The organism is Pedobacter endophyticus (genome assembly GCF_015679185.1).
Taxonomy (GTDB): Bacteria; Bacteroidota; Bacteroidia; order Sphingobacteriales; family Sphingobacteriaceae; genus Pedobacter; species Pedobacter endophyticus.
This window is the reverse complement of the sequence record NZ_CP064939.1, coordinates 5,167,078-5,191,811: the sequence shown is the minus strand read 5'-3', so window position 1 is coordinate 5,191,811 and position 24,734 is coordinate 5,167,078. Positions and strand designations below refer to the sequence as shown.

Below are 24,734 nucleotides of genomic sequence, written 5' to 3'. Positions count from 1 at the left end.
AATTATCTTGGTTCAATCAAAGAGTATACCATACCAAAATTGCTGCCAATATAGCACACATTATTTTAAGCTCCTTGAAAAACTTGAAATCATTCTTGCCAGAACATCCAATTCTTCCAATAAAACTGACAAATCAATGTCGGAAACCAACGACCTTAAATTTAAAACCAAAACAATATTGGCGTTTTCAAAAACAGATCTATGGGCGTAATTCAAAAATCTTTTGAATTCTGGTACTGAGTTGGAGCCCGAACCCTCCGCAATATTATTAGAAACGCTAAGAGCAGCCCCTCGAAGCTGCTCAGCGAATCTATACTTTTTTAATTCTTCTAATTTCTCAGAAATATCAATTAATTTGTTGCCTACCGCAATAGCTCTTTGCCATATAAGTAAGTCTTGAAATCTAAATTTTGCCATCAAGCAAAATAGGATTTATATATGACTTTGCATCATGGCATTAAAAGCTCCCAGCTCCATGCCCTATGCCAATTACTTCTTCTCTAAAGCCACGAACTTATCGTAATCTATTTCTTTAGGCTCTAAGGTAACGATAGATTTAATGTGATCGAAAGTTTTGATTGCTTTTACCTCTTCGAAAGTACGGTTTGCATTTTCTTTCTCTTGTAAGAATTGAACGGCATACTGTGCCAACTGATCTTCCGGAAGCGGACTTGGGCTGTACATTCTGAACTGTGCATCTAATTTTGCTTTAGCAGCCTGAACTACATCCTCATATTTGATCTCGATCTGATTGTCTTTGATGATCTTGTTTTCAATCAAAGTCCATTTAAGGTTCTTAGCGAAATCGTCATATCCTTCTGCCAACTCTTCGTCGGTTAATTTTTCGTTGGTGGCTTTCAACCAGCGACGTAAAAACTCATCGGGCAATTCTAAAGGGAATTTCTTTAGAAGTTCTTCATAAATATCATTCGATAACTTACGCTCAGCATCTTGCTTGAACATGCTTTCTACTTCTTCCTGAATCTTTGCTCTGAATCCGGCTTCATCCGTAACAGTTCCCTCACCGAACAATTTATCGAAAAACTCTTGGTTTAAATCCGACTCTTCTAAACGGTTAATATTTTTGATATGAAGTTTAAAATCTGATTTCAGCTCAGCAGCATCTTCTTCCGAAATGTTTAAAGCTTTTGCAACTACCGCAGCATCTTCAAATGCTTTTTGAATATCAACGGTTACTTCGTCGTCTTTCTTTAGGCCAACGAGCGATTTAAGAATTTCTTTGTCTTTAACCTGATCCAAGCGAAGCGTTGCAGTGTTTGTGATTCCACCTTCAAAAACAGAACCATCTTGCGCCAGTTGAGTCAATTCAGCGTACAAAACATCACCCTCTTCTGAAACCTCAGGATTGGTCATTTTGCCATAGCTGCGACGGATGTTTTTAATTCGGCTTTCTAAAGTTTCTTTATCTGCCTTAACTACATATTCGGTAAATTTATCTTTTGATGATAAATCGATCTCTAATGCCGGTGCTAAACCCAATTCGTAATCGAACTCGAACTCATCGGTATAATCCCATTTAAACTCACGCTCGTCGTCCATTTTTGGCAATGGTTGACCCAAAATCTCTAATTTTTGCTCAGCAATGTAGTTGGATAAGGTATCGTTTAACAAGTTGTTCACCTCTTCTACCAAAATGCTTTTACCATACATTTTTTTGATGTGAGCAGCAGGAACCATCCCTTTGCGGAAACCAGGCAGTTGTGCTTTTTTAGCCTGATCTTTGATGGCCTTCTCTACTTTTTCACTATAATCAGCCGGTTCAATTTTGATTTTTACAACAGCATTTAAGTTGCCGGTTTTTTCCTGAGTAATATTCATTTTTTTATGAGCTATGAGTATTGTGATATGAGATGTGAGACAGAAGACAGGAGAAATTTTCAATCCAATAGCTATCGAATCTATACCATGTCTCAAATCTAGTGTCTAGTATCTCAAATCTATTTTTAATCAATGTTTTCTAAAAACAAAACCGTTCCGACTTTTTAAATCGAAACGGCCTTTATCTTGTTGTGCGGAAGAAGGGACTCGAACCCCCACGCCGTGAAGCGCCAGATCCTAAGTCTGGTGCGGCTACCAATTACGCCACTTCCGCAGTTAGGATGTATTAAGGACTGCAAAGATAGAAAACAGATTGAATTATCAAAAGGGATTTGCGATAATTTCTTAATTATTTTTCGTCGTTACAGCTAAGTTGCTAATTTTTAGCGAGAAAGATTTTCGCCATAATTAATTATTTTTTGCGGTGCTACTTCATCACTACTTCGGAAACCTCAATTAAGTCGGGTCCGCCCTCTAAAGGATAACCAGAAACCTTATTGCCTCTAAGCGTTACCTGCTTATCAACCCAGGTGTCGAGGTTTAGCGAACTGCTTTTTAAGGCGTAGGGTTTTCCACCCGAGTTAATGCTATGTGTTCCATATTGGTAGGTTGTGGTGTTTAGTTTTTGCAGGTTGCCGGTTAACGATACGGCATCGCCGCCAGCGGTGTTTTGCGTGATACTGCAACTGGAAACAGCAACTACAAAGAGCGCTAGAATAGAGAATTTTTTCATGGTTTTGATTTTTAATTGCTTATTAGTTGTCCGTTGAATGAAGCCAACGGCAATGAACAGCAAAATATCAACAGCACAAAGCGAATAAAGTTCTGTTTGGAAATGAAAAATAATTACCCGTTGTCCGTTGGCTGAAGCCAACGGCAATGAAATGCAAATAGTTAAAAGAAGCTAACAAAACTTTTTTCAACAACTACCCGTTGGCTGAAGCCAACGGCAATGAAAGGCAAATAGTTAAACGAAGAAAGCTAACAAAACTTTTTTCAACAACTACCCGTTGGCTGAAGCCAACGGCAATGAAAGGCAAATAGTTAAAAGAAAAAAGCTAATAAAACCTTTTTCAACAACTATCTGTTGGCTGAAGCCAACGGCAATGAAAGGCAAATAGTTAAAAGAAAAAAGCTAATAAAACCTTTTTCAACAACTATCCGTTGGCTGAAGCCAACGGCAATGAAATGCAAATAGTTAAAAGAAGCTAACAAAACTTTTTTCAACAACTACCCGTTGGCTGAAGCCAACGGCAATGACATGCAAGAAGACTGAAGCCAACGGCAAATACAAAATCTAAAACAACAAGGTTAATATTTAATTAGGGTAACTCTGATTAGTTCTGGTCCGCCATCAACTGGATAACCTTTCACCTTTCTACCCGTAATTTCAACCTTTCGATTGAGAAATTTATCAAAATCAATACTTTCACTTTGGATAGCATAAGTTTTATCTTCAGCTTTTAGTACATGTGTACCATATTGATACGATGTCACACCAGGTTTTTCTATTACTCCAGCAATCTTCAATACACCTTTGCCAAAACTACTGCTGTTGTTAACAGCGCTGCATCCTGAAATTACAGCGATAAAGAGTGATAATATTGCGATTCTTTTCATAAAGGATTAAATTTGAATGAAGTTAGCATTAAACAACAACTAAAGAAACAAAAGACTAATGAAGTGCTTTTTTGGAATTCAAAAAAAATCCTTTCCCCCGTTGACTGAAGTCAACGGCGATGAAGCTAATAGAGGGCTTTTTGGAGCTCAAAAAAATATTGTACAGCTTTAACCAGCCTGCTCCCATACCAACTGAACATCTCGCCGTCTACCAGCAAAACCTTTGCCCCCGGAATTGCTTCTTTGATTTCGGCTATGTGTTTTTCTTTAAAGGGATAGGGCTCTGACGACAGTAAAATCAAATCGCAATTGCGCATTTTCAGTTCTTCAAGACTAATCTCGGGATACCGTTCTTGCCCAATAACGTTCGTCATCCCGTTGGTTAATAACACATCATCGATAAAAGTATTTTTACCGGCAACCATGTACGGCTTGCGCCATATTAGATAAGCCACTCGTTTATGAATGTTATTTTGAGCTGCGAGAAGTCTTAAATCGTTAAAACCAACGCCGATTAAATGGTTAAGATAGGCGGCTTCGGGCTCACGATCGACTAATGCACCTATTTGCTCAATGGTTTTAATGGCGCCATCTAAGTTGTAAATGTCGCTCATCCAAATGGGGAAATGCTCGGCAAGTTCTTCGATATCGCTTTGTGTATTTTCCTCTTTGTTGCCGATAATCAGATCAGGCTTCAAATCTTTTATTAAATCGATGTTTAGTTTTTTCGTTCCCCCAACTTTTGTGCGGGCAGCAAATTTCTCAATGGGATGAATGCAGAATTTGGTCAACCCGATCACTTCCGAATCCAGCCCCAAAGCAAATAAAAGCTCGGTTTGCGAGGGCACAACTGAGATAATTCTTTTTGGGGGGAAATTGATGGTCACTTCCCGCCCCATTTGATCGGTGAAAGATTTTTGCATTTAGCAAAGGTAGGAAAAGTCGGGAGTCCGAAGATATTGCGCATTAACCCGCAACCTCGGTTAATTACCAAATCAGGTTGTTTAATTGCTCGATTGTTCGCCATAAGTCATCCGATGAATATAGGCAGCATGTTCATATTCATCGGATGACTTGCTTGCCAGTTGCTCTTTGCTACTTGTTAATTGTTTATTTGTCATTGAGATCAAAGTCATCCGATGAATATAGGCAGCATGTTCATATTCATCGGATGACTTGCCTTGCCAATTACTCTTTGCCAATTGTTGATTTCTCCTTTCGGTCAACGCTCACATCCTCCTTAACTACGCCATCGGCAATATGCAGAATGCGATTGCCGTAGCTGGCATTTTTTTCAGAATGTGTAACCTGAATAATGGTCATGCCATCTTCCTGATTTAACTTTTTAAACAAATGCATAATTTCATCTGCCTGCGCCGATTGAAGATTGCCTGTCGGCTCATCAGCGAGAATGATTGATGGTTGCGCCGCCAAAGCCCTAGCAATGCCTACCAATTGCTGTTGGCCACCAGAAAGTTGATTAGGGAAGAGGTCTTTTTTGGCCACAATGTTGAAACGATCTAAAAGATCGGCGATTCGGCTTGCCCGTTCTGAGCCACCCACCTTTTTGTACAGCAATGGAGCTTCGATATTTTCGTAAACGGTCATTTCATCAATCAAATGGTACGCTTGAAACACAAACCCAATGTGGTTTCGATACAATTCTATGCGCTTTCGCTCGTTTAAGGTGGTTACATCTTCGCCTAAAAAGTCGTAAGTGCCGTAAGTTGGTTCTTCTAACATCCCCAAAATGTTAAGCAATGTTGATTTGCCGGCGCCCGATGGGCCCATAATGGAAACAAATTCGCCTTGTTTGATATTTGCCGTTACATGCCGTAACACATAATGCTTTACACCTTTACTGGCATAATATTTTTCGATGTTTTTAATTTCTATCATTTTAATAAGGTATGGGGTTTAGGCGTATTAATTTATATGTTATCATTGTTTTTCTAGAGGCTTAAGCTTTGAGGTGTAAGGCATAGGGTTTGGGCGTTTTAACCTCAAACCTTTTACCTTAAGCCTTTTACCCTGTTTAGCCTCTCCCCCCGCCCTTCCGATGAAAATCGGAACAGGTCCTCCTTGAAGAGAGGGGGCCGGAAGTGCTGGTTTGTTTGGTTTTGTGGTTATAAAATTAGTCTCTCCGCTCATCATCGGTTTTTTGGATAATTGTTGTATTGCTAAATTGTTGCACGGAAACTGCAAATTACCCTTTGCCAATCGCTTACTGCAACTTGCTATTTGCTCCTTGCCGCTCCTCCCCTCTGGGGAGGCTGGGTGGGGCTTCTACTCATACTTCAAAGCATCAACAGTGTTTGCGACCGCAGCTTTGTACGAGCGGACGCTAACTGTAAGTAAGGTAATCAACATCGAAATTCCCATGGCCAGCAAAAACGGCCACACGCTAATGTCGATGCGATAGGCAAAGCCCGAAAGCCATTTGGAAATAAACAGATAAGCGAGCGGCCACGCCACCAGATTGGCAATAAATACCATCACTAAAAACGATCCATTCAGCATTTTTACCAGCTCGATGGTTGAAGCGCCCAGCACTTTTCTGATGGCTACTTCGCGGGTTCTTTGTGCAGCAACGAACGATATAAGGCCGAACAGCCCGATAAAGGAGATGAAAATGATTACACCGGCGAACACCTTGAAGAGTATGCCCATTATGCGCTCGCTTTCATAATAACTGTTAATCCTTTCGCTCACAAAATGCGAGTAGAATATGCCGCCTGCAAAAGTGTTGTTCCAAATCTTGTTGATCTCTTTCATTGCCGGTGCGAGGCGTTCACTATCCATTTTTATGGCAGCTTTCCAATACTCATCTTTACCCGGAAAAATGGCCAGTCCAGAGATATTCTCCTTCAACGAAAGGTCGTGAAAATCTTTTACAACTCCAGCTATCGGAACGGTGTTTCCACTTGCATAAATTACTTTTCCGATGGCGTCTTGAGGGTTTAAAATCGACATTTTTTTCAAGAAAGTTTCGTTAACAACGCAGGCATTCGCGGTGTCGCTTTTGCGGAAAACCTTTCCGGCAATCAGCTTTAAGTCAAACAATTTGAAAAAGTGCTCATCTGCACGCATGTACCGCAGTTCAAAATCCTTATTCTTTTTACCGTTGTAAGTAAAATCGCTCGAATTGATGTTGTTCGATAACGGTTCTGACTGGCAAAAGCTGAGGTCTTTTACGCCGGGAATCCTTAACACGCGTTCGCGAAAGGTGCTATACTTATTTTTACTCAAACTATCGGACAGAACGCTCACCATAGCTACGGCACTCGGGTTGAAACCCAACGATCTGCCCCGAATATATTTCATTTGGTTAATAATTACCAGCGTTCCGATAATTAATGCAACCGTTATTGTAAACTGAACGACAACCAACACTTTGCGGAAACTTAAGCCGCTGCCATTTAACGCAATTTTATTTTTGATGGCGAGCACCGGATTAAAACCGGAGATTACGATAGCGGGATAAAAACCAGCCAGAAAGCTTACAAAAATAACTAGGACTGCCATAAACAGAAAAATGGACGGATGGCTGAACAAGCTGAATGTTATTTCATCTTTAAAAAGATTTTGCATTGGCGGAATGGCGAGCTCGGTAATAACGCAGGCAATGAGCAGGGCTATTAAACTTATGGCAAGCGTTTCGGTTAAAAATTGCGCCACCAACTGCTTCCTTTTTCCACCGATTACCTTACGCACACCAACTTCTTTTGAGCGGTTTACCGATTGGGCGGTTGCCAAATTGATAAAGTTGATGCAAGCGGTTAGTATCAGGAAGATACCAATAACGGCCAAGCCGTAAATCTGACTGCGGCTGATGTTCGAATCGGCAAAGTTATCGTACTTCTCACTAAAATGGATATCTCTTAAGGCTTGCAGTCGGTTGGTTTGGTTGCCGGCAACTTTTTCAATAGGATAATACTTCTGGTTAAAGCGGGTCATCGATTCTTGCACATCTTTGGCCGCTAAACCTTCTTTCAATAGCACATAGCTTGATGAACTCGAATTTACAGAATCCCAGTTATTGTTAAACCTGCCCGGGTAGCTTTCGTAGCTGATTACGATACCGAGCGGAAAGCTGCTGTTTTTGGGCATATCCTGTATAATTCCGGTTACCTTTAAATCGGTCGTTCTTCCCAGTCTGATCGTCTTCCCTATCGCGTCTTTTACGCTGCCAAAAAACCTGATGGCGTATGCTTTGGTCAAAACAACTGCTCCGGGCTCAGTTAATGCAAGGCTTGGGGCACTATAAATCCATTGAATATCAGAAAAGACATCGAAAAAATCGGGTTCGGCATAATAAACGGCTTCATCGCTTTTAAGCTTGTCTTTTCCACCCGCATCTTTTATACTGATCATTCCGCCTCTTTTAAAAATAGAGCCCACTTTTTCAAAGCCCGGAATCTCATTTCTGGCCGCAGCGCTAAAAGGCACAGGCACCCCGGCCGAAAAATCTTCGTAAGCATCGTACTTCCAATCGGTAACAATCCTAAAGATTCTATTCTCATTTTTGAAGCCCTCATCGAAGCTAAGCTGATACCGGATAAAAATGAAAATGAGAATACAGCTTGCCATCCCAATAGAAAGACCGAGAATATTAATGAGCGTATACACTTTGTTTTTCCAAAGGTTTCGCCAGGCTATTTTGAGGTTCAGTTTAAACATAAGGTGTAGGGTTTAGAGGTGTAGGGTTTGGGTGCATTAAACTTTTGCCCTAAAACATTGGTAATTCGCTTTAGTCTTTTCTTTTTGCTCTTTAAACTTCGGACTTCCGACTCCCGACTTCGGACTCCTTTTACTCATATTTAAGTGCATCAATTGTGTTTGCAACCGCAGCTTTGTACGAGCGGACGCTAACGGTTAACAGGGTAATTATCATCGAAATCAACATCGCCGCCAAAAAAGGCCAAACACTAATGTCGATGCGGTAGGCAAAGCCCGAAAGCCATTTGGAAATAAACAGATAAGCGAGCGGCCACGCCACCAGATTGGCAATAAATACCATCACTAAAAACGATCCATTCAGCATTTTTACCAGCTCAATGGTTGAGGCGCCCAGCACTTTTCTAATGGCCACTTCCCGGGTTCTTTGTGCGGCAACGAACGATATAAGACCAAACAGGCCGATAAAGGAGATAAAAATGATTACACCCGCGAAAACTTTAAAAAGTATACCCATAACACGTTCGGTTTCGTAATACTGTCTGATATCCTCATCCAGAAAGGTAGATTCGTAAATACTTTCCGGATAGGTGCTGTTCCAAATCTCTTCGATTTGATGCATTGCAGAGCGGATTTCCTTGCTATCTAATTTTACCCCCAGGTTGTGGTAACTATCTTTACGAGTAGTGATAATAATTGGCGAAATGGGCTCGTGTAAACTCAAGTTGTTAAAATCTTTTACTACACCAACTAATGTTCCGTTTTTGCCCCATAGTCTGATTTTTTTGCCCAGAGCATCGTTGAAATCAACTATATTGAGTTTTTTCAAAGTGGTTTCGTTTACCACAAACTCTTTAATAGTATCACTTTTAGATAAGCCCCTTCCAGCCACGAGCTTTAAACCGAAAGTGTTAAAATAGTTTTCGTCAGCAGGTTTAGTATTTACTTGAAAATTAGCGTCGACAGTGCCATCATATGAAAAATTACTTTCATTATTATTGGTAGACGATGGCGCATTCGTACAAAAACTCGTAGTCAAAACTCCGGGAATTTTATTGATTCGCTCTTGCAAAATCTGATACTTCAACTGGCTCGAACTGTCTGCAGGAACGCTAACCATGGCAACGGCCAATGGATTAAAGCCAAGTGGTTTCTCTCGCATGTAATTCATCTGCCTTAACACCACCAGGGTGCCGATAATCAACACCACAGTGATTGCAAACTGAACAACAACCAATATTTTGCGTAAACTTAAGCCGCCGGTGTTCGCAGTAATCTTGTTTTTGATGGCAAGCGCCGGGCTAAAGCCTGACATAACCATTGCAGGATAAAAACCGGCCAAAAAGCTTACCACTATAACTAATAAAATCATAAAAACGAAAATGACCGGATGTTCAATAATGCTGAAAGAAATGTCGTCACTAAATAAGCTTTTCATCCCCGGCAAGGCAATTTCTGTTAAAACACAGGCAATAAGCAACGAAAGTACGCTTATCGTCAGGGTTTCGGTTAAGAACTGAAAAATGAGCTGTTTTCTTAAGCTTCCCATCACCTTACGCACACCAACCTCTTTGCCTCTACTCACCGCTTGGGCCGTGGCCAGATTTATAAAATTGATGCAGGCCGTTAACAATAAAAACAGCCCAATGACAGCCAAACCGTAAAGTTCCTTTTTGGCCATGATCTTCCCTGCAAAATTACCAAGGTCTTCGTTGTAATGGATATCCTTTAATGCCTGTGCACGAATTTCTTCTTTAGAAATGGCATCTTTCTTAAAATATTTGGCCGAAAACGTAGCTAATAAAATCTGTACCTCATCAATAGAAACACCATCCTTTAGTAAAAAATAACACTCATCAGTTGAAGATGTAGAGCCCCATGCGGTAAAATCAGCGCTATTGTTGTTTTTAAAAGTTTGATAAGAAACAACAATATTTAATGGAAATGAACTGTTTTGAGGCATCTCCTGCAAAATTCCTGAAACGGTAAAGTCTTGGTTATTGTCGAAATTAATGATTTTGCCTAAAGCCTTTCGCCAGTCGCCAAAAAGTTTATCGGCCATATCTTTCGCCAGAACCACGGTATTGGGCTTGCTGAGCGATTGAATGGGATTGCCCTGCAGCCATTTAAAACTCATGATTTGAAAAAACTCGGGTTCTGCATAGTAAATATTCTCAGCGGTCTTAATCCGCTCCTTCCCGTTTTCATCTTTTATCTTTATAATCCCCCCATCTTGACGAATGGCACCAACTGTTTCCATTTCCTTTTTAAAGTCGTTGCGCAAGGCCGCCACCGCAGGTTTGGGTACGCCTTGCGACTGAAAGAAACCGTCGGCAGAGGTAAAATTGGTAGTGATACGGTAAATCCTGTCATCATTTTCAAAACCTTTATCAAAGCTCATTTGGTAGCGAATAAAGATGAAGATTAAGATACAGCTGGCCATCCCAATCGATAGACCGAGAATATTGATAAGCGTATATCCCTTGTTTTTCCAAAGGTTTCGCCAAGCGATTTTTAAGTTTAATTTGAACATAAGGTTTAAGGTTTGAGGTGTAGGGTTTAAGGTTTGGGCGTTTTAACTATACGCCTTTTGCTTTAAGCCTTATACCTTTTTTATTCGTGTTTAATAATCCTTTTCTAAATCATCCCAAGTTGAGAGCATTTTTTGTTTATCGTAAGCCTCTCTTGAGGTGTAGAACATAGGGTTTGGGCGCTTTAACCTTAAGCCTTTTACCTTATGCCTTACACCTTGTTTACTCATATTTAATTTCTACTGTGGTCATTGTTTTTTAAAGCATTGATAATTCGCTTTAGTCTTTGGTCTTTCTGCTTTTGCGCCTTAAACTTCGGACTTCCCGACTGCCGACTTCGGACTCCTTCTACTCATATTTCAAAGCATCAACAGGGTCGCTCACAGCGGCTTTTCTGGCTTGAATGCTTACTGTTAAAACCGCAATTATAATAGAAGCAATGGTTGCAATAAGAAAGGGAATAACCGGCATCGGTATTCGGTAAGCAAATCCATCGAGCCATTTTTTTACGATAATGTATGCAATAGGCCAACTGGCCAAATTAGCAACGATTACCAAAACGAGAAACGATTTATTTAGGAAATTAATTATTTGCAAATTGGAGGCTCCAAGCACTTTTCGCACGGCAATTTCTTTTGTTTTGCGCTTGGCTACAAAGGTTGATAAGGCAAACAAGCCAAGTAACGATAACGAAACTGAAATAATACTGAACAGGATAATCATATTCATGAAGCGTTTATTATCTTCAAGAACGTTGTCAAACGCATCGTTCATAGTAACATAACTCATCGGATAATCTGGATAAAGCCTTTTCCATTCGTCGTTTATCTTCCTTAAAACCTCAGCATTGTTTTCGCTTTCAAAGCGAACAATTAAATTATTGGTGCTCGACATGCCACCCAAATGCGTCACCTTATAAACTGTTGGCAGAACGACCTTATCAAAGCCCTCGTTATGGAAATCTTTAATTACGCCAACAATTTGGAAAGTATGTTTTTTTTTATCACTTTTTGCATCGTACGTTTTGCCGACCGGATTTTTACCAATCAACCTGGCTGCGCTTTCATTCAGCACTACCGCATTTACGGTATCTTGCTTATATTCCTTAGAAAAAAGCCTCCCCTGCATCACCTTTACGCCAAGGGCTTGCAGTGCATCCATCGTTACCGTAACAGTGTTAACTGCCAGCTGGTTGTCGTTAAAAACAATCTCTCCGGGCATGTTAAAAGCATTGCCCATTACTTGCGTCGTTGTAGCCACATATCTAACGCCAGGAATTTTTCTTAATCTTTCGGCAAATTCTTCCTGATAATTGGATCTTATATTGATGAGATTTCCGCGATCAAAACCTAAATCTTTATTGCTTATGAATTGTGTTTGGCTGTACATTACCCCTATTGCAATGATAAAAGTTATGGAAATTACAAATTGGAAAACCACCAGAACATTCCTTAGTGCTACGCCCTTTAAGCTGTTTTGGTAATTGCCTTTTAACACCGAAATCGGATTGTAATTGGAGAGAATCCACGCGGGATAAAAACCTGCGCATAAAGTAACAATTGCAAACAGCGCGAATAGCTGACCAAGCAAAGGCACTATTTGAGGGTTATGCCAGAAGCTGAGTACTACGTTGAAATTTTGATTAAAAGCCGGCAGAACCATTTCGACCATTATCACACACAAAAACAACGACACAAAGCTTTGCAATGCTGATTCCATCAAAAACTGGCTAAGTAGTTGCCTTTTATAAACGCCCAGAACTTTTTTAACGCCTACCTCTTTTGCTCTTTGTACCGATTGGGCGGTTGCCAGGTTTACGAAATTAATTACCGACACCAACAGCAAAAAAATAGAAATGCCCAAAACAGGCTTAATTTTATCTTTCCAGCTGATTTGGAGGGGCGGATTGGCATGAACGTCGCCGAGTTGCAAGGCCATTAAACCTGGCGTTTTACCATCTTTATAGTAATCGCTGAAATTTATTTTTCTCTTAACGAAACTCGCTTTTGTATGGTCGAGATATATTTTTTGTAAAGTTTTGTTTAGCATTGCAGTGTCTATCGGTCCATTCGTTCTTGCATAAACTTGACAGAAACTTTTACTGTTGATTCCATCGGGGTCTTTATCTCGAGCACCTGTCCTCATAATGGCAGAAAAACCTACCGTTTGTGGTGTTTTTGGCTCGCTTACCACCCCTGTTACGGTTAATACTTGTCCGGGGTCGTCTCTCCACAATACTACCTTCAAGGTTTTACCCAAAACGTTTGTGCTGCCAAATAATTTTAAGGCTGTGCTTTCTTTTAATACGATAGATTTCGGGGTGTTTAGGGCCGTTTGGGAACTTCCCAGCAAAAACTGATGAGGAAAAACATGAAAAAAGCTGCTGTCTGCATCTTTTATGCTTTTGATTAAAATGGGTTCCGAATGCGCTACTTTTACTGATAATCCGTTACTCCAATTCCATTCTTGATCAACCTTTGTAGCGGCAACTACTTGCGGTATATTTTCTCTTACCAAAGCGGCCATTCTGCTATCTGTATTATCCTGCCAACGCTCCTTATTGTCGGGCGTGAAAAAGTCGTGTCGTTCTCTAATTTGATATACGTTTTTTAGCTCTGGCGTCCAGCTGTCGTAATTTTCTTCGTGGTTGATATACAAAAGCATCAAAACAAATGCGGTTAAACCAAGTGCCAGTCCACCAATGTTAATGGCCGCATAGCCTTTATTTTTCCAAAGGTTTCGCAACGCGATTTTTAAGTTTAATTTGAACATATGGTATTAGGTTTGAGGTGTAGGGCTTAAGGTTTCGGCGTTTTAACTATACGCCTTTCGCTTTAAGAATTACGCCTTTTTTAACCTCTCCCCCCGCCCTCTCCTTGAAGAGAGGGAGCTAGGAAGTGGTAATCTGTTTGTTTTTGTGGTTAATAATTTGATTTCTTCGCTCGTCATTGTTTGCTTGGGTAATTGTTGTATTGCTAGATTGTTGTATTGTTAAATTGTTGCATGCAAACGGTTAATTGCCAATTGCACTTGCTATTTGCTCCTGCCACTCCTCCCCTCTGGGGAGGTTGGGTTGGGCTTTACTCATATTTCAAGGCGTCAACCGGATTGGCTTTCGCGGCTTTTAGCGATTGCAAACTCACTATTAAAGCTGTAAGAAAAAGTGTAATCAAGCCGGCCAAAGCAAATGGCAAAACCGGCATGTCGATTCTAAAAGCAAAACCATTAAGCCATTCCCTTAAAATTAAATAGGCCATTGGCCAGGCAATGATGTTGGCCAAAATGACCAGTTTTGCAAAACCCTTGTTCAACAAACCCAAAATATCAAAAAGTGATGCGCCCAACACTTTTCGGATGTTGATTTCTTTAAAGCGTCTTTGGGTATTAAAAGCTGCAATTGCGAAAATTCCCATCAACGCCAAACCGATGGTTAGCAAGGATAGAAAGCCGATGATGCTCCTCAGTTGCGTTTGCTTTGCGAGCATTTTTTCGAAAGACCTGTCGAGTAAGGTGTACTTTATCGGGAAGTTCGGCTCGAGCTTAGTCCATGCACTTTCTATTTCTGCGATAATTTGCGGTGCGTTTGTTGATGAAATATTCAACAAAACATATCTCAGCGGATTGCCTTTCATGTATTGAAAAACAATGGGCTGATAGCTCTTTTCGGGGCTGTAATGGTTAAAATCTTTCACAAGGCCAATTACCCTGGCGTTGCTTTGGCGAAACTGAACAATTTTGCCAACCGGGTTCTTTAGGTTAAAAGTCTTAGCCGCAGTTTCGGTTAAAACCAGCGAATTTAAGGTATCGGCAGGGTTCGAAGCACTGTAACCTCGCCCATCGAGCAGCTTCATCCCCATGGTTTCAAAGTAATCAACATCTACGGTAATAAAGTTCGATGAATAAGATTTCCCTTCGTTGCCATAACTGTTCCCGCCCATATCTTCGCCCGGAATATGATCTGCCCGGCTTATGCTCAACACGCCCTCGATGTTTTTAAGGGTATTTTTTATGGCTCTGAAATGCTTTTCGCCATACTCCTGCATGGCTATTGCCACTACTTGTTGCGGCTTGTAGCCCAGGTCTTTCTGCTGCATGTACCTCAACTGGCTGTTGATGATCCAAATGCCCGAGATAAACAAAACCGCGATAACGAATTGAAGTACAATTAGTCCATTTCTTATCCAATAACCGCTGTTGCTGTTGGCAAAATTTCCCTTCAACACTTTGGCCGGAATCACCCTACTAATGAGTAGCGCCGGGTATAGGCCGACAACTAAGGTGATTGCAAGTAGTAAAATTAAGATCTGACCAAAAATCAGCCTGTAATCAGACAAGTTCTCTAATTGAATAGCCGAACCAACGGTGTTGTTAAATGCGGGTAGAAACAACTCTACCATGATGATGGCGAACATGAGGCTTAACAAGCACTGTACGCCTGTTTCTAAAATGAATTGTGTACCTATCTGAAACCGTTGCGCACCCAAAACCTTTCTAACACCTGTTTCTTTAGCCCTTTTAGTGGCAATTGTAATTGATAAATTGGTAAAGTTAACGGCTGCAATAATGAGCACCAAACCCGCTACCAGGAACATTAAATACATGTATTTGCCCATCCCGTTTCCCTGAAACTCGTATTCTACGTTCAGTTTACTAAGGTGGATATTTTTGATTGGCTGCAAATAAAGTGTATTCTCTTTGATGTATTCAGCAAAGTCTGCTTTCTCCTCGTTAGGGATTTTTGCCAGCTCAATATTTAAAAGCTCGGTTCTGTTTTTGTTAAGCATCGCCTCAGTTTGTACAATACTGCTTTGAGGATTCAACTTTAAATAAGTATAAAAATTATTGCTGTAATATTCGCCGTTAACGCTTTTCTTGAACCGACGAATCAGGTTGAAATGAAAATGTGCAGGAAATCTGGCTTCATCGATTACAGCGGTGACGGTATAGGACAGGTTATTATCGAGCACAACCGCTTCGCCCACGGGATTAACGCCTTTTCCGAAAATGGTTTCGCTCATTGTTTTGCTCAAAATTAAGGTTTGAGGTTTACTCAAGGCCGTTTTCCCATCGCCGTAAACCAGTGGATAATCAAAAACCTTTAAAAAATTGCTGTCAGCAAGCACTACATCGTTTACGTAAACGCTTTTAGCTTTTGTTTTAACTAACAAGTCGCCAAACCAATAATCTTGTATCCTCGTTGAAGCTTCTACAGCAGGGATTTTTTCTTTGCTGGTAGTGGCCATATTGCCGGGACTCAAGGCAACATCCTCGGTAGCCGACTTATAATTAACCCGATAAATATGCTCAAAACCCGGGTTCCAAGCATCGTAGCTTTTCTCGTAATTGGCGTAAAGCATGGTCAAAATAAAAATGGTTAGGGCAACTGCCAACCCAACGATGCTGATAAAAGCATAGCCCTTGTTGTTCCAGAGGCTTCGCAACGCGATTTTTAAGTTTAATTTAAACATAAGGTGTAAGGTTTGAGGTGTAGGGTTAAAGGTTTGGGCGTTTTAACTATACGCCTTTCGCTTTAAGCCTTACGCCTTTGCTAGATTGTTGTATTGTTAAATTGTTGCATGCAAACGGTTAATTGCCAATTGCACTTGCTATTTGCTCCTGCCACTCCTCCCCTCTGGGGAGGTTGGGTGGGGCTTTACTCATATTTCAACGCGTCAACCGGATTGGCCTTTGCCACTTTGACCGACTGTATGCTCACCGTTAAAACAGCTATAATTACCGATAATGTGATTGCAGCTATAAAAGGCATAGCCGAAAAGGATATTCGATATTCGAAAGCCGACAGCCATTTGTTAGTGATGATATAGGCCAATGGAAAAGCGATCAGATTTGCAATGCCAACCAGCTTAATGAAGTCTTTATTTAAAAGCGTGAGAATATTTGCGGTGCTGGCACCCAGTACCTTGCGAATGCTGATTTCCTTTTTACGTTGTTCGGCCATGAAAAGTGCCAATCCCAATAAACCCAAACAAGAAATGAAGATGGCAAAGCCTCCGAACCAGTTAGAAAGTGTTCCGAGCAGTTTTTCATCTTGAAACTTTTGTTCGAAAGATTCATCAACAAATTTCCGGTTAACCGGATAATCAGGTTCAATCTGTTTAACCAACTCATCAATTTTTGCTAATGAAGTGCTTATATTTTGGTTTGGGTTTAGACGTACGATCACAACTGCGGCCCCATCAAGGTAGCTCGGATAAAAAATCATCGGCGCCACCCTCTGGTACGCACTTTCTACCACAAAATCCTTAACAACACCTACATTTATCATCTTGGTATCGCCATAGGTAATGGTTGCTCCAACCGGATTTTTTAAACGCATCATTTTCACCGCAGCCTCATTAAGCATTACCTTGTTACTGTCGTTTTTAGATGTTGCCGAGAATTCGCGTCCAATAATTAATTCGGTGCCAATCGTCTTAATAAAATCACCACCTATTCCCCTATTGTTGAAGAGTATAGACTCATTAGGGCTTTTCCCCTCCCACGAAATACTGGTTGTATTGTTACCGTTTTCGGTAATATCTTTACTAAAAGTAGTAACATCAGTTGCCGCACCTGATTTTACCAATAAGGCCTTTAGCAGTTCCAGTTTGCTATCGTCTCCCATTTTGCCTTGAACCGCAATTTGAATAAGATTAGATTTATCATATCCAATCGGCTTATTTTTAACATAGGTAAGCTGTTGATAAATTACCGATGTGCAAACAATTAAACAGGCGGCAAATACAAATTGCACCACTACTAAAACCTTGCGGACAGAAACCGAAGAGTCGGATTTTATCTTCAGTCCTTTTAAAACCTTGATGGGCTCGAACGAGGAAAGATATAATGCCGGATAACTGCCTGCTATGAATCCTGTAAATACCATTAAGCCTAAAAACGTAGCCCAAAAAACGATACTGCCGTAATCTATTTGTAATTGGATATTTAACAGGTTGTTAAAGTAGGGTAAGCTGATTTCGACAAGAATGAAAGCGAGAACTCCCGAAAGTAAAGTGATAAACGTCGATTCCAGTAAGAATTGCCCTACCAACGATTTGCGAGTGGAGCCGATGGCCTTACGGATGCCTACCTCTTTTGCCCTACGCTCTGAGCGAGCGGTAGATAAGTTCATGAAGTTTACACAAGCAATTAAAAGAATGCAAAAAGCGAGCAAAAGGAATATTTTGAGCTGTTCTATCTTTCCTCCAACTGATTTCCCGTTCTGGAAATCGCTGTATAAATGCCATTTGGTTATGGGGTGCAGTAAAGCCTCGGCCGTATTTCCACTTTGGTTCCGCTTGTAAATTCCCTCCATATCGGCATTAGCCTGGGCGAAGAAATTATTATCCTTTAATTGAACCAAGGTGAGGCACATGTTATTTCCCCAATTATTTCCTTTGGCCCAGGGATTCTTTTTTTCAAATAATTCCCAGGGCATTAAACATTCAAACACAATACTATTATTGGCAGGAATATCCTCAATTATAGCCTCTACCTTTAACAGATCTTGATTATCAAGCTTCACGGTTTTATTGATCGGGTCTTCGTCTCCAAATAGTTTTTTGGCAAATGATTCCGTCAGGATAATTGTGTTTACACCCTTTAGTGCCTGCTCTGGATTTCCCTTTGTAAACCTGTAATCCAATATTTTTGGTAGGTATTGATCAGCAAAAACCGCCCGAGCTTTTATTTTGTTCTCACCAACTGTAATCAGCATTGGATTTGGATAGGTGGAATGAGAGGCATACTTAACCCCCTGAATTTTTACGGCCACTTCCTTTGCCATCGGGTTTGGCGTCCATGCCCAGCTAAAAGTTTTCCCGTTCGCAGCTGCGTTTTGGTAAACCACATACGTTTTATCTGCATTTGTATACTGCTTATCATAGCTCCATTCGTATGAAACGTACAGTAACAAAACCATGCAACTGGCGAGGCCAATGGCAAGTCCCCCAAGGTTAATCAAGGTAAAGCCCTTGTTTTTCCAGAGGTTTCGCAACGCGATTTTAAAGTTAAGTTTAAACATAAGGTGTAAGGTTTAACATAAGGTGTAAGGTATAGGGTTTAGGGTTTGGGCGTATCAACTATACCTCTTTTACCTAAATCTTACACCTATTTTTTGTTCTTGCTATTGCACTTGTTGTTCTTGCTACTACGATTAGTCTGCTGACTCCCGACTTCGGACTCCAGACTTAAATAAGCTCCTCGTTTCTACTTTTATTTACCTTTTCAGAGATTACGTGGCCATCCTTTAGGTTTACTATTCTATGCGAAAAACTGGCATCGTGGCTCGAGTGCGTTACCATTACAATGGTCGTTCCCGCCTCGTTCAGTTCACACAGCAGCTCCATTACTTCGTTACCGTTAGAACTATCGAGGTTACCCGTAGGCTCATCGGCTAAAATTAGTTTAGGCTTTGTAACCAACGCCCTCGCAACCGCAACTCGCTGTTGTTGACCACCAGAAAGTTGTTGCGGAAAATGCCCGCTGCGATTTACAATGTTCATCCGTTCAATAATTTCATTAACCCGCGTTTTACGTTCGCCCGCAGGAACCTTGTTGTAGATTAAAGGCAACTCGATGTTTTCAAACACCGTCAACTCATCAATCAGGTTGAAGTTCTGGAAAACAAAGCCCATATTCCGCTTGCGGAAATTAGAACGCTCTCGATCGTTCAACGTTAAAAGTTCCGTATCAACAAACTTATAACTGCCCCTTTCGGGCTTATCCAATAAACCCATTACATTTAATAGCGTGGATTTTCCGCAGCCCGACGGGCCCATAATGGAAACAAACTCACCTTCTTTTACATGAAGGCTGATCCCGTTTAACGCCGTAGTTTCTACTTCTTCCGTTTTGTAGACTTTTTCAAGATTTTCTATTTTGATCATAATGCTAGTATCAAGTATTTTGTATCAAGTATTAAGACTTGAGTGTTGTTTAATTGCTTAGTGTTGTATGGTTAGTTATTGCTTCGGGACTACCGACTATTGACTTCGGACTAACGACTTATTTCAACCTGGTCATATTGATTAAACTGATCGTACGATGATGTAATTACTTCATCCCCTTTTTGCAAACCGTCTAAAATTTCGTAATACAGGTAATTCTTTCTTCCGATTTTTACATTTCTCTTGGTCGCTTTACCATTGTTTACCACAAACACCCACGAACCACCGGTACTCTGAAAAAACTGGCCCTGCGCCAAAAGCAGCGACTTGCTGTTATCAGATAATGTGAGTTTTGTTTGGAGCGATAATCCACGGCGCAAGCCATCGGGAGCTGAAGTTTTAAATACCATTTCGATTTGAAACTGGCCTGCAGTAACTTCGGGAATTACTTTGCTAACCGTTAAATTGTAAGTTTTCCCGTTGAACTCACATGTAGACGTTTGCCCTTCTTTAACCCGATTGATGTAATACTCATCTACCCCGGCCTGTAGCTTGTAACCTTGCAATACATCGATCTTCCCGATCATTTCATTAGAATTATAAGATTTACCGATAACCGGATCATAAGATGATAACTTACCCGAAACAGGCGCTTTTATCGTCATGTTCTCTATATTTTTACGGATCATTTCTAAACTCTCGTTCATCTGCGCCATCGACTCGTCGATTTGCGACAGCTGCATTTTACGACTTTGGTTCTCTTGCTTTACCGCCTGGCGAACAATCTTCAGCTTGCCCTGATAATATTCGTAATCCTGGCTTGATTTATTGAACTCTTGTAATGTGATCACTTTTTTGCTGAATAAGGCGCTATCCAACCGATATTGACGGGCAGCAGTGCGCAAACTGTTCTCCACGTCTAAAACATCTTGATTCAGCACCCTTTGGTTCTGTTCCAAATCCAGTCTCGATTTTCGCAACTGGTTTATTTGTTCAGTGGCCGCGGTTTGGCTCGAAGTATAGCTCAGCATTGCATTAGAGTTCGAAATTCGTAACAACGGCGTTCCCTTTACTACTGATGCACCATTTTCGGTAAAAATTTCGGCAACCGTTCCGCCTTCCGATGAGCTTACAATTACCGATGTTAACGGCACTACGCTTGCATTTAGCAATACTACATCCTCGAAATCGCCGTACACAACTTTGCTAATTGTTAGTTTATCGACATCAGCGCTGTATGTCTTTTTTAGCGATAAAGTGTAACCATAAATTACAACTGCTAAAAAAGCAATTACCCCACCTACCATTAATAAGGTTTTAGTGCTAAATCTCTTCTTCTCTATTTTTTTATCCATTGTTCGGTTTTACTAAGCATGATAAAGGGCGGAAATATTTACCCGTAACCTGAGGCCCCTGAATCTACAAACCTGAATAAGCCAAGCTTGTGCCAAAACACAAAATCCAATTTAAAAACCTAGTAATCAATTATATAAAAGTTTTCACTAATTTTAAATGTTCATTTTCGAACAGTTTATGTGCGGGAGCGGACAGTTTCCTTAATTTAGCATCGCTACGCTTGATATGTCTTTTCAAAAGAGGCCAGCAAGGAGTAGAAAAGGAACAACCGCACCTCACTTTGCTAAGGAGAGGTAAAGTTATGGGTTCAAACCACTTTACCAACGTTTCCCTCTCTTCAAAGGAGAGGATTGCAGAAAATAACAACCACCGCTCACTTTGATAGGGAGAGGTTTTAACGCCCAACAATGGAAAAATACGGAGATGGACTTTTTAAAGGCGCAAGCCACAAGTTGTTTGAGTTTTCGAGAGTATTAAGAAAAGGCAGCACCGATGCCGAGGATATCTTGTGGCAAGCTTTAAGAAGGAAACAGCTTGATGGTTTCAAATTTAGAAGGCAACATCCAGTGAACAAATACATCGCTGATTTTTATTGTCATGATGCTAAATTAATTATTGAAGTTGATGGAGAAATTCATAACCAAGTCGAAAATAAAGAATGCGACCAAGGACGGACTTACGAACTCGAGGAGTTGGGGATAACCGTAATTAGATTTACAAACGAACACGTTAACACCGATTTAAATGCAGTTTTGAATGAAATTAGAAGCTATTTTCAAAAATAAAAACCTCTCCCCTTTATCCCCTCTCCTCGAAGAAAGGGGGCAAAGAGCAGGAAAAGCGAGGTGGTTAAAAAACGTTCGAAATTAAAACGTTAGGTTCAAACCACTTTACCAACGTTTCCCTCTCTTCAAAGGAGAGGGACTGCACCAAAAAAAACAACCCCCGCTCACTTTGATAGGGAGAGGTTAATTTATACACCATGCTAAACACCACTGTTTTAATCATCGACGATGATGATGACATTCTTCTAAGTGCTCGCCTGTTCCTCAAACAGCAGGTAAAACAGGTAATAACCTGCAAATCGCCGAAAGAGATTAATGTTTTGTTAAGCCGAAACGAAGTTGATATCATTCTGCTCGATATGAACTACCAAAAAGGGGCGAGCGATGGCCGCGAGGGCCTTTACTGGTTGGAGCACATTTTATCTATCGATAAAGATTACGTGGTTATTTTGATGACCGCTTTTGGTAATGTAGAACTTGCGGTAAAAGCCATAAAAAATGGAGCCACCGATTTCATCTTAAAACCCTGGGAAAATGAAAAGCTATTTGCCACCATCTCTGCCGCATCAAAACTTCGCGAATCGACAACGAAAGTGCAAAAGCTCGAGAAAATCCACTCCTCTTTGCAAAAGGATATGGCCCGAGGATTTGAGCACATTGTAGGCGAGGCCGAAGGCATTAAACAACTCCAAAACGTTTTGCTTAAAGTTGCACCCACCGATGCAAATGTGCTCATTTTGGGCGAAAATGGTACTGGGAAGCAAGTGTTTGCTTATGAGATTCACGGAAATTCGCAACGCAAAAATCAGGTATTTATGCACGTCGACCTCGGCTCGTTGAATGAAAATCTTTTCGAAAGCGAATTATTTGGCTACGCCAGGGGCGCCTTTACCGATGCCAGGGAAGACAAGCCCGGCCGTTTCGAACTGGCCGATGGCGGCACAATTTTCTTAGATGAGATCGGAAACCTTACCCTACCCCTTCAAGCCAAATTATTAAGCGTTTTGCAAAACCGAACTGTAGTTCGTTTGGGCGAAAGCAAGGAAAGAAAAGTGAATGTTAGGCTAATTACGGCCACCAACATGCCTTTGAACGACATGGTGGCAAAAGGCACCTTTCGGCAAGATTTGCTCTTTAGGATTAATACCGTCGAGCTGCTGTTACCGCCACTTAGAAAACGCGGAACCGACATTTTGCTCCTGGCCAATCATTTTTTGCAAGTGTTCAACACAAAATATCATAAAGAAATCCGAAGTTTAAGCCACAAAGCCGAAGATGTACTTTTAAATTACAAATGGCCCGGAAACGTTCGCGAACTGCAACATGTACTCGAACGTGCCGTAATTATGAGCGATGGAAAAGAAATTTTGGAAGACGATTTGCAATTAAGTCCACAGCGGTTTACACAAAATATCCCCGTTATTGATGAAATGGCCCTCGAAGACATGGAAAAAATGATGGTTGAAAAAGCAATCAACAAGCACAAGGGAAACATATCAAAGGCCGCCGCAGAACTCGGCCTCACCCGTGCCGCTTTGTACAGGAGAATTGAGAAATTTGGAATTTGAGCCGAAAGCTGAAAGAATAAAGAATAAAGCTTTAGACTTTTAGCTTTTAGCTTTTAGCTTAAAAAAATGTTTTATAATCGCTTTACATTTCGTTTAATATCGAGGCTGGTCATCATTAATCTGCTGGGTTATTTGTTGTTTTACCTCATTACCAACACCCAACTCTGGTTCACTATTATTGGGGTAAGTCTCATCCTGTTGGGTTCGATAATTTCACTCTATTATTATATTAATGAAATCCGCTCAGACATCAACCGTTTCATATTGGCCGTTAAAACCCGCGATCATACCTTAAATTTCAAAAACAAAGCCACCAAGGGCAGTTTCCCCGAACTGTATCAATCCTTTGGCGAAATCCTCCAGGTGCACAAGCAAATCCGGCTCGAGCAGGAAGCCATGTTCCAGTTGATAAAAACAATTTTGGAGCAAGTTCCAGTCGGGGTAATTGTAGTGAACAATACGGCGACAGCAAAAGAAGAAATTGCCTTCTTTAACCAGGCAGCTACAAACCTTTTGGCCGTTCCGGCCTATAAATACTGGCATCGTTTAAAGCAGCACATTCCTGATTTCGGTAGCGAGGTAGAGCAAATTGCCAAGGGTGGCAAAAAGTTCCTCGAACTCAAAATACAAGAAAAACTCACCCTGTTATCAACCGAAGTCATTCCGCTCAATCTTTACGGTAAAGATTATACCATCATCAGTTTTCAAAATATTAAGGACGAAATTGAGCAGAAAGAAACCGAGGCATGGAACAGATTGATCGGCGTCATCTCTCACGAAATCTTAAATTCCATTACACCTATCAGTTCCTTATCAGATACCCTGAACAGCATGGTAACCGATAAAGAAACCCTCAATTTAGATGAAATGGAAGATTTAAAAACGGCGCTTCAAACCATTAAACGTCGCTCAACAGGGCTTTTAGATTTTGTAAAAGATTATCGCCTAATTGCCGAACTGCCTACACCAAGTCTCGAATCGCACACCATTGGAGAAATATTAAAACACATCAAAATACTGATGCAGCCCTTCGCCAGGGTAAAAAAAGTGCTACTGGATGTCGAACAAACCTCGTCGAAAATTACAGTCAAACTCGATTTAAAACTTATTGAACAAGTACTGATCAACCTGATCACCAACAGTATTTATGCCGTTGAAGATCGTGACAACCCGCACATTTCAGTTAACTATCGGTTAGAGAATACCAGGGTTTACATTGATGTAACCGACAACGGCAAGGGAATCGAACCTGCTGATCTCGAGAAAATATTCGTTCCGTTTTATACCACACGGAAAAACGGCTCCGGCATTGGCCTCACAATAAGCCGCAACATTATGAAGATGCATCGCGGCAGCATCGAAGTCGTATCCGTTCCAAACGATTATACTACTTTCTCGCTCCTATTTAATTACATTTAGCGCCATGTTAAATCGTAGCGTGTCATGATGCGTGCCGCCCCCGAGCGTAGC

At 40.9% G+C, this 24,734-nt stretch carries 17 protein-coding genes and 1 tRNA gene; 3 read left to right on the top strand and 15 right to left on the bottom strand.

All coding sequences use genetic code 11. From position 1 onward, the window contains the following. Positions 1 to 60: 60 nt before the first annotated feature. From IZT61_RS21135 to IZT61_RS21065, 15 genes are all read right to left on the bottom strand, one after another. Complete coding sequence (locus IZT61_RS21135) at positions 61 to 417, bottom strand: four helix bundle protein (protein ID WP_196098978.1); 357 nt, start codon at positions 415 to 417, stop codon at positions 61 to 63. 72 nt (positions 418 to 489) lie between these two features. After that, positions 490 to 1,839 (bottom strand): trigger factor, encoded by a 1,350-nt coding sequence (gene tig, locus IZT61_RS21130; protein ID WP_196098977.1) that lies wholly within the window; start codon positions 1,837 to 1,839, stop codon positions 490 to 492. A 192-nt stretch (positions 1,840 to 2,031) separates the two neighbouring features. Beyond that, positions 2,032 to 2,113 (bottom strand) — tRNA-Leu (locus tag IZT61_RS21125). A 153-nt stretch (positions 2,114 to 2,266) separates the two neighbouring features. Then, the gene (locus IZT61_RS21120) at positions 2,267 to 2,572 is read right to left on the bottom strand and encodes a hypothetical protein (RefSeq protein WP_196098976.1); all 306 of its coding nucleotides are present in this window, start codon (positions 2,570 to 2,572) and stop codon (positions 2,267 to 2,269) included. Between the two features lie 578 nt (positions 2,573 to 3,150). Beyond that, positions 3,151 to 3,459 carry a hypothetical protein gene (locus IZT61_RS21115; protein ID WP_196098975.1) on the bottom strand — a complete coding sequence of 103 codons (309 nt, stop codon included), beginning with the start codon at positions 3,457 to 3,459 and terminating at the stop codon, positions 3,151 to 3,153. Positions 3,460 to 3,584: 125 nt separating this feature from the next. Beyond that, positions 3,585 to 4,382, bottom strand: coding sequence for a helical backbone metal receptor (locus IZT61_RS21110; RefSeq protein WP_196098974.1), 798 nt, complete (start codon positions 4,380 to 4,382; stop codon positions 3,585 to 3,587). 265 nt (positions 4,383 to 4,647) lie between these two features. Then, the gene (locus tag IZT61_RS21105) at positions 4,648 to 5,358 is read right to left on the bottom strand and encodes an ABC transporter ATP-binding protein (RefSeq protein WP_196098973.1); all 711 of its coding nucleotides are present in this window, start codon (positions 5,356 to 5,358) and stop codon (positions 4,648 to 4,650) included. A 387-nt stretch (positions 5,359 to 5,745) separates the two neighbouring features. Continuing rightward, a complete protein-coding gene (locus tag IZT61_RS21100) occupies positions 5,746 to 8,139 on the bottom strand; it encodes an ABC transporter permease (RefSeq protein WP_196098972.1) in 2,394 nt (797 codons plus the stop codon). 130 nt (positions 8,140 to 8,269) lie between these two features. Further along, complete coding sequence (locus IZT61_RS21095; RefSeq protein WP_196098971.1) at positions 8,270 to 10,669, bottom strand: ABC transporter permease; 2,400 nt, start codon at positions 10,667 to 10,669, stop codon at positions 8,270 to 8,272. A gap of 90 nt (positions 10,670 to 10,759) precedes the next feature. Continuing rightward, complete coding sequence (locus tag IZT61_RS21090; RefSeq protein ID WP_196098970.1) at positions 10,760 to 10,897, bottom strand: hypothetical protein; 138 nt, start codon at positions 10,895 to 10,897, stop codon at positions 10,760 to 10,762. A 118-nt stretch (positions 10,898 to 11,015) separates the two neighbouring features. Next, positions 11,016 to 13,439, bottom strand: a complete 2,424-nt coding sequence (locus IZT61_RS21085) for an ABC transporter permease (RefSeq protein WP_196098969.1) — start codon at positions 13,437 to 13,439, stop codon at positions 11,016 to 11,018. 308 nt (positions 13,440 to 13,747) lie between these two features. Continuing rightward, positions 13,748 to 16,135: an ABC transporter permease gene (locus tag IZT61_RS21080; protein ID WP_196098968.1), complete on the bottom strand. Its 2,388-nt coding sequence runs from the start codon at positions 16,133 to 16,135 to the stop codon at positions 13,748 to 13,750. 185 nt (positions 16,136 to 16,320) lie between these two features. After that, a complete protein-coding gene (locus IZT61_RS21075) occupies positions 16,321 to 18,690 on the bottom strand; it encodes an ABC transporter permease (protein WP_196098967.1) in 2,370 nt (789 codons plus the stop codon). Between the two features lie 166 nt (positions 18,691 to 18,856). Then, positions 18,857 to 19,555: an ABC transporter ATP-binding protein gene (locus IZT61_RS21070; RefSeq protein WP_196098966.1), complete on the bottom strand. Its 699-nt coding sequence runs from the start codon at positions 19,553 to 19,555 to the stop codon at positions 18,857 to 18,859. 110 nt (positions 19,556 to 19,665) lie between these two features. Further along, the gene (locus IZT61_RS21065; protein ID WP_196098965.1) at positions 19,666 to 20,910 is read right to left on the bottom strand and encodes an efflux RND transporter periplasmic adaptor subunit; all 1,245 of its coding nucleotides are present in this window, start codon (positions 20,908 to 20,910) and stop codon (positions 19,666 to 19,668) included. Positions 20,911 to 21,318: 408 nt separating this feature from the next. Here IZT61_RS21065 and IZT61_RS21060 point away from each other — a divergent pair, with 408 nt between their 5' ends. From IZT61_RS21060 to IZT61_RS21050, 3 genes are all read left to right on the top strand, one after another. Continuing rightward, the gene (locus tag IZT61_RS21060) at positions 21,319 to 21,696 is read left to right on the top strand and encodes an endonuclease domain-containing protein (RefSeq protein WP_196098964.1); all 378 of its coding nucleotides are present in this window, start codon (positions 21,319 to 21,321) and stop codon (positions 21,694 to 21,696) included. A gap of 197 nt (positions 21,697 to 21,893) precedes the next feature. After that, complete coding sequence (locus IZT61_RS21055) at positions 21,894 to 23,264, top strand: sigma-54-dependent transcriptional regulator (RefSeq protein ID WP_196098963.1); 1,371 nt, start codon at positions 21,894 to 21,896, stop codon at positions 23,262 to 23,264. Positions 23,265 to 23,330: 66 nt separating this feature from the next. Further along, complete coding sequence (locus tag IZT61_RS21050) at positions 23,331 to 24,683, top strand: sensor histidine kinase (protein WP_196098962.1); 1,353 nt, start codon at positions 23,331 to 23,333, stop codon at positions 24,681 to 24,683. Positions 24,684 to 24,734: the final 51 nt, after the last annotated feature.